This is a genomic window from Sphingopyxis sp. (assembly GCF_041916015.1).
Taxonomy (GTDB): Bacteria; Pseudomonadota; Alphaproteobacteria; order Sphingomonadales; family Sphingomonadaceae; genus Sphingopyxis.
Genome location: NZ_JAYSAH010000060.1, coordinates 1 through 15,523 on the forward strand (window position 1 = coordinate 1; position 15,523 = coordinate 15,523).

General features: G+C 66.1%; 13 protein-coding genes and 1 pseudogene. 12 read left to right on the plus strand and 2 right to left on the minus strand.

The features are described from left to right. The 9 genes from rpsM to ACE3SL_RS09405 all read left to right on the plus strand — a co-directional run. The coding region (gene rpsM / locus ACE3SL_RS09365; RefSeq protein WP_374525480.1) for a 30S ribosomal protein S13 at positions 1-138 on the plus strand (138 nt) is incomplete at its 5' end. A 78-nt stretch (positions 139-216) separates the two neighbouring features. Further along, positions 217-606 (plus strand): 30S ribosomal protein S11, encoded by a 390-nt coding sequence (gene rpsK, locus ACE3SL_RS09370; protein ID WP_003040416.1) that lies wholly within the window; start codon positions 217-219, stop codon positions 604-606. Positions 607-705: 99 nt separating this feature from the next. Beyond that, entirely contained in the window at positions 706-1,764 is a 1,059-nt protein-coding gene (locus ACE3SL_RS09375) for a DNA-directed RNA polymerase subunit alpha (protein ID WP_374525469.1), read from the plus strand. A 107-nt stretch (positions 1,765-1,871) separates the two neighbouring features. After that, positions 1,872-2,291, plus strand: a complete 420-nt coding sequence (rplQ, locus tag ACE3SL_RS09380; protein ID WP_374525470.1) for a 50S ribosomal protein L17 — start codon at positions 1,872-1,874, stop codon at positions 2,289-2,291. A gap of 164 nt (positions 2,292-2,455) precedes the next feature. Further along, positions 2,456-3,067, plus strand: a complete 612-nt coding sequence (locus ACE3SL_RS09385) for a TetR/AcrR family transcriptional regulator (protein ID WP_374525471.1) — start codon at positions 2,456-2,458, stop codon at positions 3,065-3,067. Positions 3,068-3,362: 295 nt separating this feature from the next. Continuing rightward, complete coding sequence (locus ACE3SL_RS09390; RefSeq protein ID WP_374525472.1) at positions 3,363-3,761, plus strand: hypothetical protein; 399 nt, start codon at positions 3,363-3,365, stop codon at positions 3,759-3,761. 5 nt (positions 3,762-3,766) lie between these two features. Continuing rightward, entirely contained in the window at positions 3,767-5,032 is a 1,266-nt protein-coding gene (locus ACE3SL_RS09395) for an efflux RND transporter periplasmic adaptor subunit (protein WP_374525473.1), read from the plus strand. A 132-nt stretch (positions 5,033-5,164) separates the two neighbouring features. After that, positions 5,165-8,347: an efflux RND transporter permease subunit gene (locus ACE3SL_RS09400; RefSeq protein WP_374525474.1), complete on the plus strand. Its 3,183-nt coding sequence runs from the start codon at positions 5,165-5,167 to the stop codon at positions 8,345-8,347. Positions 8,348-8,489: 142 nt separating this feature from the next. Continuing rightward, positions 8,490-9,896 (plus strand): efflux transporter outer membrane subunit, encoded by a 1,407-nt coding sequence (locus ACE3SL_RS09405; protein ID WP_374525475.1) that lies wholly within the window; start codon positions 8,490-8,492, stop codon positions 9,894-9,896. On the opposite strand, the gene ACE3SL_RS09410 is transcribed toward ACE3SL_RS09405, so the two are convergent. After that, positions 9,897-12,617, minus strand: a complete 2,721-nt coding sequence (locus tag ACE3SL_RS09410; protein ID WP_374525476.1) for a TonB-dependent receptor plug domain-containing protein — start codon at positions 12,615-12,617, stop codon at positions 9,897-9,899. A 170-nt stretch (positions 12,618-12,787) separates the two neighbouring features. Between ACE3SL_RS09410 and ACE3SL_RS09415 the strand changes: the two genes are divergently transcribed. Both ACE3SL_RS09415 and ACE3SL_RS09420 read left to right on the plus strand, forming a co-directional pair. Then, positions 12,788-14,710 (plus strand): isoaspartyl peptidase/L-asparaginase, encoded by a 1,923-nt coding sequence (locus ACE3SL_RS09415; protein WP_374525477.1) that lies wholly within the window; start codon positions 12,788-12,790, stop codon positions 14,708-14,710. Next, positions 14,710-15,156: an Lrp/AsnC family transcriptional regulator gene (locus ACE3SL_RS09420; protein ID WP_374525478.1), complete on the plus strand. Its 447-nt coding sequence runs from the start codon at positions 14,710-14,712 to the stop codon at positions 15,154-15,156. Before ACE3SL_RS09415 ends, ACE3SL_RS09420 begins: the two co-directional genes overlap by 1 nt. A gap of 3 nt (positions 15,157-15,159) precedes the next feature. Here ACE3SL_RS09420 and ACE3SL_RS09425 read toward each other — a convergent pair whose 3' ends face one another. Continuing rightward, complete coding sequence (locus tag ACE3SL_RS09425) at positions 15,160-15,378, minus strand: LysR substrate-binding domain-containing protein (protein WP_374525479.1); 219 nt, start codon at positions 15,376-15,378, stop codon at positions 15,160-15,162. A gap of 10 nt (positions 15,379-15,388) precedes the next feature. Between ACE3SL_RS09425 and ACE3SL_RS09430 the strand changes: the two are divergent. Further along, positions 15,389-15,523: pseudogene (locus ACE3SL_RS09430) on the plus strand (ATP-binding protein); the annotation flags it as partial.

Consider the following 15,523-nt stretch of genomic DNA (forward strand, 5'->3'; position numbering starts at 1 on the left):
ATCAAGCGCCTGATGGACCTCGCCTGCTATCGCGGCCTGCGTCATCGCAAGGGCCTTCCCGTCCGCGGCCAGCGCACGCACACCAATGCGCGCACCCGCAAGGGCAAGGCGAAGCCGATCGCCGGCAAGAAGAAGTAAGCCCGGTTTTTCCGCGCCGGTGGCCGCCCCGATGGCTGCGCCCCGGCCCGCTTTACGGATTTAGGACAGGATTTCATCATGGCTCGTGAACCGCAGCGTCTTCGTCGGCGCGAACGCAAGAATATCTCGTCGGGTGTGGCCCACGTCAACGCGACCTTCAACAACACGATGATCACCATCACCGATGCGCAGGGCAACGCGATTGCCTGGTCGAGCGCCGGCATGATGGGTTTCAAGGGCAGCCGCAAGTCGACGCCCTATGCGGCGCAGGTCTGCGCCGAAGACGCGGGCAAGAAGGCCGCCGAGCACGGCGTCCGCACCCTTGAGGTCGAGGTCAAGGGCCCCGGCGCGGGTCGTGAATCGGCGCTCCGCGCCCTGCAGGCGGTCGGCTTCCACATCACGTCGATTCGCGATGTGACCCCGATCCCGCACAATGGCGTCCGCCCGGCCAAGCGCCGCCGCGTCTGACGCCTTTTCGGGCGCGCTCCGCCGGGGCTCGTCCGTACCAATCTCTCGCTGGATGGGTAGCCGACCCCTGCCCGTCCCGCCCAAAGCAAAGGGAAGTCCATGACTGTCAATATCCGGAACTGGCAGGAATTGAAGAAGCCCAGCAACCTGGAAATCAAGGCCGGCGGCGACGGCAAGCGCAAGGCGACCTTCGTCGCCGAGCCGCTTGAGCGCGGTTTCGGCCTGACGCTCGGCAACGCGCTGCGCCGCGTTCTGCTCTCGTCGCTCCAGGGTGCGGCCATCACGTCGATCAAGATCGAGAACGTGCTGCACGAATTCTCGAGCCTCGCCGGCGTGCGTGAAGACGTCACCGACATCGTCCTCAACGTCAAGCAGATCGCGCTCAAGATGGAAGGCGAAGGCCCGAAGCGGCTGCAGCTTTCGGCGACCGGTCCCGCGACCGTCAAGGCCGGCGACATCATGGTGTCGGGCGACATCAAGGTGATGAACCCGAACCATGTCATCTGCCACCTCGACGACGGCGCGACGCTGAACATGGAACTCGTCGCCGACACCGGCAAGGGCTATGTCCCCGCGACCGCCAACCGTCCGGCCGACGCGCCGATCGGCCTGATCCCGGTCGACTCGCTTTATTCGCCCGTCCGCCAGGTCGCCTACAAGGTCGACAATGCGCGTATCGGTCAGGAACTGGACTTCGACAAGCTGAGCCTGACCGTCGAAACCGACGGCACGGTCACCCCGGAAGATGCCGTCGCCTATGCCGCGCGCATCCTCCAGGACCAGCTGCAGGTCTTCGTCCACTTCGAGGAAGCGATGAACGACAGCGGTCTCATCGGCATGGCGGCTCCGTCGGCCACCGCCGATGAATCGGACGTCAACCAGCTCAACCGCTTCCTTTTGAAGAAGGTCGACGAGCTCGAACTGTCGGTCCGTTCGGCCAACTGCCTCAAGAACGACAACATCATCTACATCGGCGATCTGGTCCAGAAGACCGAGGCCGAAATGCTCCGCACGCCGAATTTCGGCCGCAAGTCCTTGAACGAAATCAAGGAAGTGCTGTCGTCGATGGGCCTGCGCCTCGGCATGGACATCCCCGGCTGGCCGCCGGAGAATATCGAGGAAATGGCCAAGAAGCTCGAACAGGAGCTGCTCGGCTAAACCGGCACCCCGGCTTCGGCCGGGGTCCACAACGGGAATGGGTTGCCCCGCAAGCAACCTGGTCTGGGCTACCTCACACGGGCCCTTAACGAACGAAGGAATGGATTATGCGTCATAAATCGGGTGGCCGGAAGCTTCAGCGCACCGGCGCGCATCGCATCGCGATGTTCCGCAACATGTCGGCCTCGCTCATCAAGCATGAGCAGATCACGACGACCGTCGCCAAGGCGAAGGAACTGCGTCCCTATGTCGAGAAGCTGGTCACGCTCGCCAAGCGTGGCGGTCTCGCCAACCGTCGCCTTGCGATGAGCCGTCTGATGGACGACGCGCAGCTCGTGAAGCTGTTCGACGTTCTCGCCGAGCGCTACAAGGACCGTAACGGCGGCTACACCCGCATCATCAAGGCCGGCATCCGCGCCTCGGACGCGGCGCCGATCGCGATCATCGAATTCGTCGATCGCGACGTCGATGCCAAGGGCCAGGATTCGGGTCCGGTGCTGACCGACGAGGAACTGGAAGCCGCATAAGCGGCGCTTTCAGCGGCAAGAGATCGAGGGCGGCGTCCGATAGGACTGCCGCCCTTTTCTCTTTTGTGGCTGGGCAGCTTCGGTCGAAAGCAGCCATCGCCCCCGAAATCTGGCCGGACGGCACCTCTGGACTTTTCGGCCCGATCCATTATATACCGCTCGTTATGGAAAGCGATACTGCCACCCCCGTCAAGGGGCGCCCGCGCGAATTCTGTGTCGACAAGGCACTGGCCGATGCCCTGCACGTCTTCTGGGCGAAGGGTTATGACGGCGCGTCGATGACCGACCTGACCGAGGCGATGGGGATCACCAAGCCCAGCCTCTATGCTGCGTTCGGAAACAAGGAAGCCTTGTTTCACAAGGCTTTGGATCTCTACGAATCCGAAAAGCTCGACTATACGCGCGCCGCGCTCGAACAGCCGACCGCGCGCAAGGTCGCCGAATATTATCTCCACGGCGCGCTGAAGACCCACGCGGGCACGACCGACCCGAAGGGCTGCATGGGCCTGCTCAGCTCGCTCGCCTGCAGCGCCGAGGCCGAGTCGATCAAGGCCGATGTTCTCAGCCGCCGCGCTTCGTCGCAGCGCGCGCTGATCGAGCGCTTCGAGCGCGCGAAACGCGAAGGCGACCTGCCCGCGCATGTCGATGCGCAAGGGCTGACCAGCCTGCTCTACGCGCTGCTTCAGGGCATTTCGGTGCAGGCTGGCGCGGGCGCGACGATGGACGAGCTCGAGCGGCTCGTCGATACCAGCCTCGCGCTCTGGCCGAGCGCCTGATTTTTTTCGATACCGCCCGGTACAAAACTCCTTGACAAGATGAACGATGGATTTATATACCGGATAGTACAGATGGTCGGAATGACCGACGCGCCACAAGAAGCGCGGACGCCCTTCGCCCACGCTGTGCCGGCCTGACCCCCGGGCCAACCCAGACAGACAGGTTTCGCAGAATTCGCACCGCCGTCGATGACGGGGGAGCGGCTTGCTGCATCCAGACTCTCCCCTCGCCGGGCGCAAGCGTCCCGGGGCTCGCGCCCCCTTGCGCCCGGCAAAAGTCCACGGAGGACCGACCATGGCCTATCTTGCCCTGACCGACGGAATCGCCCTCGCTCCGGCCGGTTCCCAGATATTTGCCCCCGCCGCACCGAAAGCCGACAATCCCGCAGGCTTTTCGGCGCTGGAATGGTCGGTCGTGATGCTCGCGCGTCACGACCGGCCGTCTAGCCTCCGCGAGCCCGGGCGCGTCGCGACGTGGCTCGGCCGGATCTTCGGCGAAGCCTTCAACCGCCGCCTTGCCGATCCGCGCCTGGAAGCGCTGCGCCGGATGGCTGTGCTGACCTGGCATCACAGCTATTCGGTGCCGAAAGCCGAGCTCAAGGCCTTCTTCGCCGCGGGTTTCAGCGCCGATCATTACGAACTGCTGGGCAAGCGCATCGCCGAAGTGCACCTCGCCCGCCTCTTCCGAAAGTAAGACCCATGAACATGCTCTCCCCGATCCGGGCCGAGGAGACGGCAAACGCCGCCCTCGCGCCGACCCAGCCCCCGCGCCGCTGGCGCCGCAGCTTGCAGATCGGCCTGCCGCTCGCGCTCGTCGTGGGCGCCGGTTGGGGCCTTACCCACCGCGAAGCCCCCGCGAACGCCGCACCGCCGATCCCTGTCGTCACCGTCGCCGCGCCGCTGGTCCGCGACATCAACGAGTGGGACGATTATGTCGGCCGCTTCGAGGCGGTGAATTCGGTCGAGGTACGCCCGCGCGTCTCGGGCCAGCTCGTCGGCGTCCACTTCACCGACGGCCAGATCGTCCGCAAGGGCCAGCTGCTCTTCACGATCGACCAGCGCCCGTTCGCGGCGGCGCTCGCCGAAGCCCGCGCTGACGCCGCCAGTGCGCGCAGCGACCTCGCGCTCGCGCAAACCAACCTCGCGCGCGCGAACCGGCTCGTCGCGGACGATGCGGTATCGCAAAGCGATCTCGACCAGCTCAACGCCAAGCTGCGCGCCGCCTCGGCGGCGCTCGCGGCCGCTGACGCGCGCGTCCGTTCGCGCGCGCTCGATATGGAGTTCACGCAGGTCCGCGCCCCGATCAGCGGTCGCATCTCCGATCGCCGGGTCGATGCGGGCAACCTCGTCGCCGCCGGCGAAGGCAGCGCCGGCAGCCTGCTGACGACGATCAACGCGCTCGACCCGATCTATTTCAGCTTCAACGGGTCCGAGGGCCTGTTCCTGAAAGCGAAGCGCGCGCAGGAGGAGGGCGCCAAAGGATCGGACGTGCAGGTCAAGCTGCAGGACGAGGCGAGCTACAGCCGCACCGGCAAGCTCGACTTCACCGACAATGGCATCGACCCGCGTTCGGGGACGATCCGCGGCCGCGCGGTAATCGCCAACCCCGACCTGTTCCTGTCGCCCGGCATGTTCGGCAACATGCGGCTGTCGAGCGGCGCGAAGGAACGCGCGCTGCTCGTGCCGGACTCGGCAGTCCAGACCGACCAGGCGCGCAAGACCCTGCTCGTCGTCGGCAAGGATGGCCAGGTCGCGGTGCGCGAGGTCCAGCTTGGTCCTGTGGTCGATGGCCTGCGCGTCGTGCGCGGCGGCGTCGCGCCGACCGACCGCATCGTCATCACCGGAACGCAGCTCGCGCAGCCCGGCAGCAAGGTGCAGACGCGCGCCGGCAAGATCACGCCGGTCGTCGAAGCCGCCACACCGCCGAGTACCGCGCTGGTCGGCGAAGCGACCTTCGCGCGATAGTCCGATGAATTGAACCGTAGCCCTGAGCCTGTCGAAGGGCGCCTCGCCGAGAAGCGCCCTTCGACAGGCTCAGGGCTACGGTCGAAATTTTCCGTTCGATTTTCAAAGATCCTCCAATCCGGGGAGCCGGCCATGCGTCTTTCGCGCTTCTTCATCATCCGCCCGATTTTCGCCGCGGTCATCGCGGTGATCATCACCCTCGTCGGCGCGATCGCCTATTGGTCGCTGCCCGTCTCGCAATATCCCGACATCGTCCCGCCGACGGTCACCGTCACCGCCAGCTATCCGGGCGCGTCGGCCGAGACCGTCGCCGAGACGGTGGCGACGCCGATCGAGCAGGAAATCAACGGCGTCGACAATATGCTCTACCAGTCGAGCCAGTCGACCGGCGACGGCGCGGTGACGATCACCGTGACCTTCAAGATCGGCACCGATCTCGATGCTGCGCAGGTGCTGGTGCAGAATCGCGTCGCGATCGCGGTGCCGCGCCTGCCCGAAGAGGTACAGCGGCTCGGCGTCGTGACGCGCAAGACCTCGCCCGACTTCCTGATGGTCGTGAACCTCGTCTCGCCCGACAAGTCGCTCGATCGCTCCTATCTCTCCAACTATGCGCTGACCCAGCTCAAGGACCGGCTCAGCCGTATCGACGGCGTCGGCGACGTCCGCCTGTTCGGCGCGCGCGACTATGCGATGCGCGTGTGGATCGACCCGACCCGCGCCGCCGCGCTCAACCTGACCGCGGGCGAAATCGTCCAGGCGCTGCGCGCGCAGAATGTGCAGGTCGCGGCGGGTTCGCTCGGCCAGCCGCCCTATGCGAACGGCAATGCCTATCAGCTCAACGTCGAGACGCAGGGCCGCCTCGCCGACCCGCAGCAATTCGCCGACGTCGTGATCCGCACCGACGCCGACGGACGGCAGGTGCGCGTCGCCGATGTCGCGCGTGTCGAGCTCGGCGCGTCCGATTATAACAGCAACACCTATCTTTCGGGCGACCCGACGGTAATCCTCGCCGCATTCCAGCGTCCGGGATCGAACGCCCTCGAAGCGGCGAAATCGATCGAGGCCGAGATGGAAGCGGCGTCGAAGACCTTCCCGAAGGGACTCGAATATCGGGTCATCTACAACCCCACCAAATTCATCGAACAGTCGATCGACGCAGTGAAGCACACGTTGATCGAGGCGATGGTCCTCGTCGTGATCGTGATCCTGGTGTTCCTGCAGAAATGGCGCGCGGCGGTGATCCCGATCGTCGCGATTCCGGTTTCGCTCGTCGGCACCTTCGCGGTGCTCGCCGCCGTCGGCTACAGCCTCAACAGCCTCTCGCTGTTCGGGCTCGTGCTCGCGATCGGTATCGTCGTCGATGATGCCATCGTCGTGGTCGAGAATGTCGAACGCAACCTCGAGCGCGGCCTGTCGTCGCTGAAGGCGGCGCAGACCTCGATGGACGAGGTGTCGGGCGCGCTCGTCGCGATCGTCCTCGTGCTCTGCGCGGTGTTCGTGCCGACCTTGTTCCTGACCGGACTGTCGGGCGCCTTCTACCAGCAGTTCGCGGTGACGATCTCGACCGCGACGATCATCTCGCTGATCGTCTCGCTGACCTTGTCGCCCGCGCTCGCCGCGATCTTGCTGAAACCGCACGCCGTGCCCGCAAAGCCCTCGCGCCTTCGCGAACTGGCGAGCCGCGCCGGCGATGCCTTCAACGAAGCGTTCGACCGGATGAGCACGGCCTATGCGTCGCTCACCGCGCGGCTCGTCCGGCGCCCGAAGCGGATGATGATCACCTATGGCGGACTGATCGCCGCGACCGCCGGCCTGTTCTGGGCGACGCCGACCGGCTTCATCCCGGCGCAGGACCAGGGTTACTTCCTCGCGGTCGTGCAATTGCCGCCCGGCGCCTCGGTCGAGCGGACCGACGCCACGCTCCGCAAGGTCGCCGCGCGCATATTGCCGAACAAGGGCATCCTCGGCTCGGTGATGCTCGCCGGTTTCGACGGCCCGTCGCAGACGCTCGCCCCGAACGCCGCCGCCGCTTACTTTCCGCTCAAAAGCTTCGAGGAACGCAAGAAGCTCGGCGTCAGCTTCGACGAGATCATGAACGAAGCGCGCGCCGACGTCGCCGATATCACCGAAGCGCGCGTGATCGTGATCCCGCCGCCGCTGATCCAGGGCATCGGCTCGGCGGGTGGCTACCGGTTGATGGTGCAGGATCGTGGCGGCCACGGATACCAGAAGCTCGCCGAGGAATCGGGCAAACTGATCGGAAAGGCGAACCAGACCCCGGGTCTGGCACAGGTCTTCACCTTCTTCGACACGGGAAGCCCGCGCGTCTATGCCGACATTGACCGCGCCAAGGCGAACCTGCTCGGCGTGCCGCCCGAACGCGTGTTCGAGACGCTGCAGGTCTATCTGGGATCGGCGTTCGTCAACGACTTCAACCTGCTCGGCCGCACCTACCGCGTCACCGCGCAGGCCGCCGCGCCCTTCCGCCAGTCGGTGTCCGACATCGCCAACCTCCAGACCCGCTCGAACACGGGCGAGATGGTGCCGATCGGTTCGGTCGCGACTTTCAGGGACAAGACCGGTCCGTACCGCGTCGTGCGCTACAACCTCTACCCTGCGGTCGAGGTCGATGGCGACACTGCGCCGGGCTATTCGTCTGGGGCGTCGCTGACGACGATGGAGAAGCTGTCCGCCGACACGCTGCCGCAAGGCTATGGCACCGAATGGACCGGCATTGCTTATCAGCAGAAGGCGGCGGGCAGCACGGCGGCGCTCGTCTTCGCGCTGGCCGTGGTGTTCGTCTTCCTCGTGCTGGCGGCGCAATATGAAAGCCTGACCTTGCCGCTGTCGATCATCCTGATCGTCCCGATGTGCCTGTTCGCGGCGATGGTCGGCGTGAACCTGCGCGGGATGGACAATAATGTCCTGACGCAGATCGGGCTCGTCGTCCTCATCGCGCTCGCGGCGAAGAATGCGATCCTGATCGTCGAATTCGCCAAGCAGGCCGAGGAACAGGACGGCCTGTCGCCGGTCGAAGCCGCGGTACGCGCCGCGCGCGACCGTCTGCGCCCGATCCTGATGACGAGCTTCGCCTTCATCCTCGGCGCAGTGCCGCTCCTGATCGCGAGCGGTGCGGGGGCCGAGCTTCGTCAGGCGCTCGGTACCGCGGTCTTCTTCGGGATGATCGGGGTCACCGCCTTCGGCCTGCTCTTCACCCCCACCTTCTATGTCGTCTGCCGCGCGCTCGGCGACCGTCTCGCGACCCTGCGTGGTCGTGGCGGCGCCGCCGATCCCGCGCTGCAGCCGGCGGAATGAAGCGTTGAAGACATAACCCTGTGTCCCCGCGAAGGCGGGGACCCATCACCTGCCGGTGCAAGATGGAACCGACCGGAGATGGGCCCCCGCCTTCGCGGGGGAACAGGCTGCTTTTGAAAGCGAAGATTTCAGGAGATTTTTGATGCCCCTTCGCAACATCCTTACCACCGTATCCGCGTTCACGCTTGCCGCGTGCGCGGCCGGGCCGGACTTCATCGCCCCCAGTCCCCCTGTGATGGCGTCCGGCCCCTTCCTCTCGACCAGGGCCGGGGTCACCAGCACCGCGCCCGCGGACGCCGAATGGTGGCGGCTCTACAAGGACCCCGTGCTCGACGGCCTCGTCGCCGATGCGCTCGCCGCGAACACCGACGTTCGCGTCGCGACCGCGCGGATCGCCAAGGCACGTGCCTCGCTTCGCGAAGTCCGCGGCGACCGCCTGCCCTCGACGAACCTCAGCGCCGGTGCGACCTATGGCCGCGTCAGCGAGGGTCAGGTGCCTCCGGGCGCCGACCGCGAGGGCTGGCAGGTCGATGCCGGGCTGACCGTCGGCTATGAAGTCGACCTGTTCGGCCGCGTCTCGCGCGGGGTCGAAGCCGCGCGCGGCGATGTCGCCGCCGCCGAGGCGGACGCCGAAGCGGTTCGCGTGACCGTCGCCGCCGAAACCGCGCGCGCCTATGCCGACGCGGCCTCAGCCGCCGAGCGGCTGGGTGTTGCCGAGCGGATCGTCGCGCTGCTCGACAAGTCGGTCGCACTGACCGCGCGCCGCGCCGAGGTCGGGCTGACGACCAAACTCGACACCGCACGCGTCGCAGCGCTTCGCGACCAGCGCCGCGCCGATATCCCCGCGATCGCCGCCGAGCGCGACGCCGCGCTGTTCCGCCTCGCGACGCTGACCGGTCGCCCACCCGCCGATTTGCCGCCGATCGCCGCGGCGCGGCGCGAGACGCTGCGCCTCGACCAGCCGATCCCGGTCGGTGACGGCGCCGAACTGCTCGCACGGCGCCCTGACGTCGCCGCCGCCGAACGCCGCCTCGCTGCCTCGACCGCGCGGATCGGGGTCGCGACCGCCGATCTCTATCCGAAGATCACGCTCGGCGGGTCGGTCGGACAGACGAGCGGCGGCCTTGGCGACCTGTTCGGCGGCGGGCCGCTGCGCTGGCTGCTCGGGCCGCTGATCAACTGGAACTTCCTCAACCAGGAAGGTGCGCGCGCGCGGATCGCCGGCGCCGAAGCCGACACGCAGGCCTCGCTCGCGACCTTCGACGGCACCGTGCTACGCGCGCTCGAGGAGACCGAAACCGCACTGTCGTCCTATGCGCACCAGCTCGACCGGCGCACCGCCCTGCAGGCGGCGCGCGATCAGGCCGAGACCGCGGTGAAGATCACGCGCGCGCAGCAGCGTGAGGGCGCGATCGACGGACTCGCCGCGCTCGACGCCGAACGCACCTTCGCCGAGGCCGAAGCGACGCTGGCGCTCGCCGACGCGCGCATCGCCGATGCGCAGGTCGACCTGTTCCGTGCTTTGGGCGGGCGCTGGACGCGGGGCTGATCAGAGCCCCGCGCCGCCCAGCTTGTAGGTGAGCTGCAGAAACACGCTGCGCCCGATGCTGTCGAACCAGCTGGTGTTGTAATAGGGATAGCTCGACCAGGTCGGGTCCTTCACCGGCATCTTGTCGAACAGGTTGCGCACCGTCAGCGAGCCGCGCAGATGATCGGTGAAATCATATTGCATCGTCGCGTTGAAGAGGTAGCTCGCCTTGATGAAGGCATCCTCGTCATAATTGGGCAGCTTGCCGAGCCGGGTGCCAGAGAAGGTGAGCTGGAACCCCTCATTTTCATAGGAGATGCTGCCGTTCGACTTGTCGCGCGGCAGATAATAGCCGCTGTCGAACGCCAGCTTGTTGATCACCGGATCGCCCGGATACTGCTGGAAGCTGTGCTTGAACACATGGCTGTGGGCGAGTGACAGGGTGAAGGTGCCGATCCCGGTCGGCACGCTGCCGCGGAAGGCAAGATCGATGCCGCTCGTCTTCTCGCGTGCGATGTTGATCGGGTTGACGCGGATCGATGCGATCTGGCCGTCCTGAATGTTGCTCGGGAAGCGCGTGATGCGCGCGAAGGCGTCGAGGCAAGTCGGCGAGTTCGCGTCGAGATCGCCCGCCGCGCAATCGGCTTCGTCGCGCGCGAGCGTGTCGAGGCTGAGGTCGTCGACCTGATTGTCAAGCGTGACGCGGAAATAATCGACCGAGACATGCAGGCGGCTCGACGGCGCGAAAACGAAGCCCGCGGTCAGCGTGCGGCCGGTTTCGGATTTAAGGTCGCGGTTGCCGGTGCGGTTCACGACGACGCCGATGTCGGCATAATCGCAATCCTCGATCTCCTGATTATTCTCTGCACACAGGCGATAATCGTTGACGCTGCCCTCGACATTGCCGGGGCCGGTGAAGACATAATGGAGGTCGGGCGCGCGGAAGGCGGTGCCATAGGCGGCGCGGAACAACATGCTCCGCGTCGGGCGCACCTCGATCCCGCCATTATAGGTGAATTTTCCGGTGCTGCCGCCCGCGAAGCGGAAATTATCATAGCGTCCCGCGCCGGTCACGGTCACGAAATCGAGCACCGGTACGCGAACCTCGCCGCCGATCGCGGCGTGGCTGCGCTTGCCGACGCCATCGCTGTCCTTCCAGCTGTAATAATAGTCGGTGAGCGCGAGCGGATCGGGGCGGAGGTTATAGCCTTGCTTGCCATATTCGGCGACCGCCGCGAAACCGACCGGGCCGGCGGGAAGCTGGAACAGCTCGCCATTGGTCAGCGTCGCCTGAAGGTTGCTCGTCCAGCTGTAGGGACGATAGACGGTGTCGGCCGAGATGCTCTCATATTCGGCGCGCGTCAGCGCGGTATAGAGCCGCGCCGGATCGGCGTTGAAGGCCGGATAATCCTCCTCGAAGCCATCCTGCGCGCCGAGGAAGAGCGCCTTCGCCTTGCTGTTGATGATCTGCGGCCAGCGCACCGTCGATTGATAGCGGCTGTAGTTGAACGAGAGCTCATAATTCCAGGCGTTGCCGAAATTACCGCGGATGCCGGGCGTGATGCTGTAGGTCGTCTGCTTGCTGCGCTGCATCTCGAACCCGCCGGTCTCTTCGGGGGTGAACTGGCGCCCCCAATCCTCGATCTGGTCGGTGAAGCGGTTGTAGAAATAATTGTCGGCGCTGCTCGACGATTGCTCGAACGCCCAGCTCGTGACGTCGTACATCAGCCGGACCTTGCTGATCCCGAACTGGAAGTCGGTGAACAGCTTGGCATTGTCCGACAGCTCGTAGGACAGCGTACCGAAACTGTTGAAGCCCTTCCGGCCCGAAATGATCGTGCCATAGCCGATGGACGCAGCGCTACCGCAATAATCGCCATAGCGCGGGCGGTTCGCGAATATGGTGGACCCGCGATTGAGGCCGGACAGCGCTTCGCACGCGCCATCGGGCGGCGTGATATAATCATCATAATAGTCTGCGCGATAAAAGGTGCGTCGCGGGCTGCTGGTCGAGGCGACCGGGCTGTCGTAGGTGCTGTCCTGAATCGCGCGATCATAGCCCCAGAGCGGGCGCTGATCGAGATATTCGATCCCGCCGACGATGTTGAAGCGCCCTGACGACCAGCCGCCAGTCGCGGTGAAGCGGTTCGACATGCCGCCGCCATGCTCGGTGCGGCCGTGGCGATAGTCGAGGGTCAGGCCGTCGAGCTTTTCCTTCATCTTGAAGTTGACGACGCCCGCGATCGCGTCGGAGCCATAGATGGCCGACCCCGCGCCGCTCAGAATCTCGACCTTGTCGATCAGGCTGACCGGGATGTTCGAGATGTCGGTGAAGTTGCTGCGCCCGATATAGGGCAGCGGGAAATCGGCGATGCGGCGGCCGTTGACCAGCACAAGCGTGTGATTGGGGCCGAGGCCGCGGAGATCGACCTGCTGTGCGCCGGGGGTGAAATCGGCGCTGCTGCCCGACTGCGGGCTCTGCGTCTCGCCGCTGTTCTGCGTCATCGCCGCGAGCAGTTCGGGAACGCTCGTATAGCCGTTGGCGCGGATCGTATCCGAATCGATCGTGGTGACCGGCGACGGCCCCTGATCCTTGATCGTCGGGATGCGCGATCCGGTGACGATGATTTCCTCGCCGCCCTCGCCGGAGGTTTCCTGCGCCCAAACCGGCGCCACAAGCGCAGGCGCACACACGCCGAGCCCCAGCAATATCCGAAAGGATCGCTTACCCAAAACCGTCATCTGACAACCCCCTGCCTGTTCCACACACCGGATATTTCATCCATTGGACCAGAAAGCGTCAAAAATTACAACCAATATGACAAATGCGGAAATCATATTGTCTTTTGGTGTGATCATTATGTACCATCGCGTCTTCACGAAGCGGGAGGAAGCCGGGAATGTTGCGATCGATGATGCGGGCGCTCCTGCTGGCGCTGTTCGCCGCCCTGTCCTTCGCCCCCGCCGCTGCGAAGGCGGCAAAGGAACAGCCCTACGAGCATTATATGTTCGGCAAGCTCGACACACCGACCCCCGGCCCGGTGTCGGGCGGGCTGCTGCTGATGGGCGGCGGCGACCGCAATATCGATTCGATGAAATGGTTCTTCGGCAAGGCCGGAAACGGCCATGTCGTCGTGATCAGCGCCTCCTACGGCAAGGAGATCGGCGAGGAATTCTTCCACGAGATCGGCGGCATCCAGTCGGCCGAAATCTTCGTCTTCCACGCCCGCTCGCAAGCCTATGACAAGAAAATCCTCGCCCGCCTGCGCAAGGCCGACGGCATCTTCATCGCCGGCGGCGACCAGTCGCGCTATGTCCGATTCTGGCGCGGCACCCCGGTGAACGACATCCTCGACGCGCATGTCGCATCGGGCAAGCCGCTCGCCGGGACGAGCGCCGGGCTCGCGATGCAGGGCGAGAAGCTCTACGGCGCGATGGACGACGGCAGCATTACCAGCGAAGCGGCGCTCGCCGACCCGCTCGGTCCCGCGAACACGATCGAGGGCGACTTCCTGCACCTCGCGCTGCTCAAAGGTATCGTCACCGACACCCATTTCAAGGAGCGGGACCGCCTCGGCCGCCTCTTCGCCTTCCTCGCCAAGGCTGACGTCGGACGCGCCGCCGACGCCCCCGCGATGATCGGCCTCGGCGTCGATGAAAGTGCGGCGCTTGCGGTCGAACCCGACGGGACAGGACGCATCTATGCGACGGCACCCGACGGCTATGCCTGGGTCGTCGATGGCGCAGGACTGCGCGGCGTCACCGGACGCGGTCCGCTCGCCGCCCCGCGGATCAGGGTGACCGGCGTCGGGCCGGGGTCGGTCGTCCATCTGCCCTCGGGCCGCGTCGACAATCCGGTCTTCGTGCGACACTATGCCGCGCAGGGCGGCGCGATCGCCGAGGTGCCGCGCTGGTCGCTCGCGATCCACGGCGGCGCCGGGGTGATCGAACGCGGCTCGCTGAGCCCCGAAAAGGAAAAGGCCTATCGCGCCGGCCTCGACGCAGCGCTCCGCGCCGGAAGCGCGGTGCTCGACAAGGGCGGCCCCGCGCTCGACGCGGTCGCCGCCGCGGTGCGCGTGCTCGAGGATAATCCGCTGTTCAACGCCGGGCGCGGCGCCGTGTTCACCGCCGACGGCCGCAACGAACTCGACGCCGCGATCATGGACGGCAAGACGCAAAAGGCGGGCGCGGTCGCGGGCGTCACCCGCACGCGCCACCCGGTCGATCTGGCGCGCGCGGTGATGGACAAAAGCCCGCATGTGATGCTCGCGGGCGCGGGCGCCGACAAATTCTCCGTGGAACAGGGCCTCGAACAGGTCGAGCCCGGCTGGTTCCGCACCGAGGAGCGCTGGCAGCAACTGCTCGCCTGGCGAAAGCGCCAGCAGGCCGCCGTCGATCCGACGCATTTGTTCGGCACCGTCGGCGCGGTCGCGCTCGATGCCGAGGGCAATCTCGCCGCCGCGACCTCGACCGGCGGCATGACGGGCAAGCGCTGGGGCCGCATCGGCGATTCGCCGGTCATCGGCGCGGGCACCTATGCGAAGAACGGCCAGTGCGCGGTGTCGGCGACCGGATCGGGCGAATATTTCATCCGCGAAAGCGCGGCGCGGCAGGTCTGCGACCGCGTTGCCTGGCAGGGCGAAACCCTCAAGGACGCGGCACAGGACACGATCATGGCCGTGGGCACGATCGGCGGCGACGGCGGTCTGATCGCGATGGGCCCCGACGGACACCCTGCCTTTGCCATCAACGATCTCGGCATGTATCGTGGCCGGATGAGCGCCGGGGGGGCTCCTGAAACAGCGGTTTTCGCCGACGAGAAGCTGGCCGACTGATGGCGAGCGGCGGCGTCAGTCTCGACGAGATCGACGAACGCCTGCTCACCCTGCTGCGCGACGACGCGCGGCAGACGATCGCGCAGCTTGCCAAGGAGCTCGGCATCTCGCGCGGACAGATCTATTCGCGCCTCGCCCGGCTGGAGGAAGAACGCATCGTCGCGGGCTATACCGTCCGCCTCGGCCACGCCTTCGCCGCAAGCCGGGTGCGCGCGCACATGATGATCAAGACGCTGCCGCGCTTCCACCGCGAGGTCGAGGCGGCGCTCGCAATGCTGCCGCAGGTCCAGGCGATCCACGCGATCAGCGGCGAATATGACATCATCGCGATGCTTGAGGCCGACAATGGCGCGCAGCTCAACGAGCTGATCGACGATGTCGGGCTGCTCGACGGGGTAGAGCGCACGACGACCTCGGTCATCCTCGCGACCAAGATCGAACGATAGGCCTCAAGGCGGCGAAGAGCCGAGAGCCTGTTCGGCGACGCGCCGCTGCAATGCGCATTCGTGCCCGAAAAAGTCGAGCAGCGCCCGCACCGACGGCAGCAACCCGCGGCGCGAGGGAAAGACCGCATGCACGATCCCGGCGGGCGGACGCCAGTCGGGCAGCACATGCACCAGCCGCCCCGCCTGAACGTCGGGCCAGATGAGCAAGGTCGGAAGCTGCACGACCCCAAGCCTGGTGACACGCCTCGAAGAGGAGACCCGGATCGGCAAGGGCGGGACCCTGGCGGCGCAGCTGTCGCGGCTCGACCTGGTGGTGCTCGACGAGCTTGGATATCTGCCGTTCGCACGCTCGGGAGGACAGTTGCTG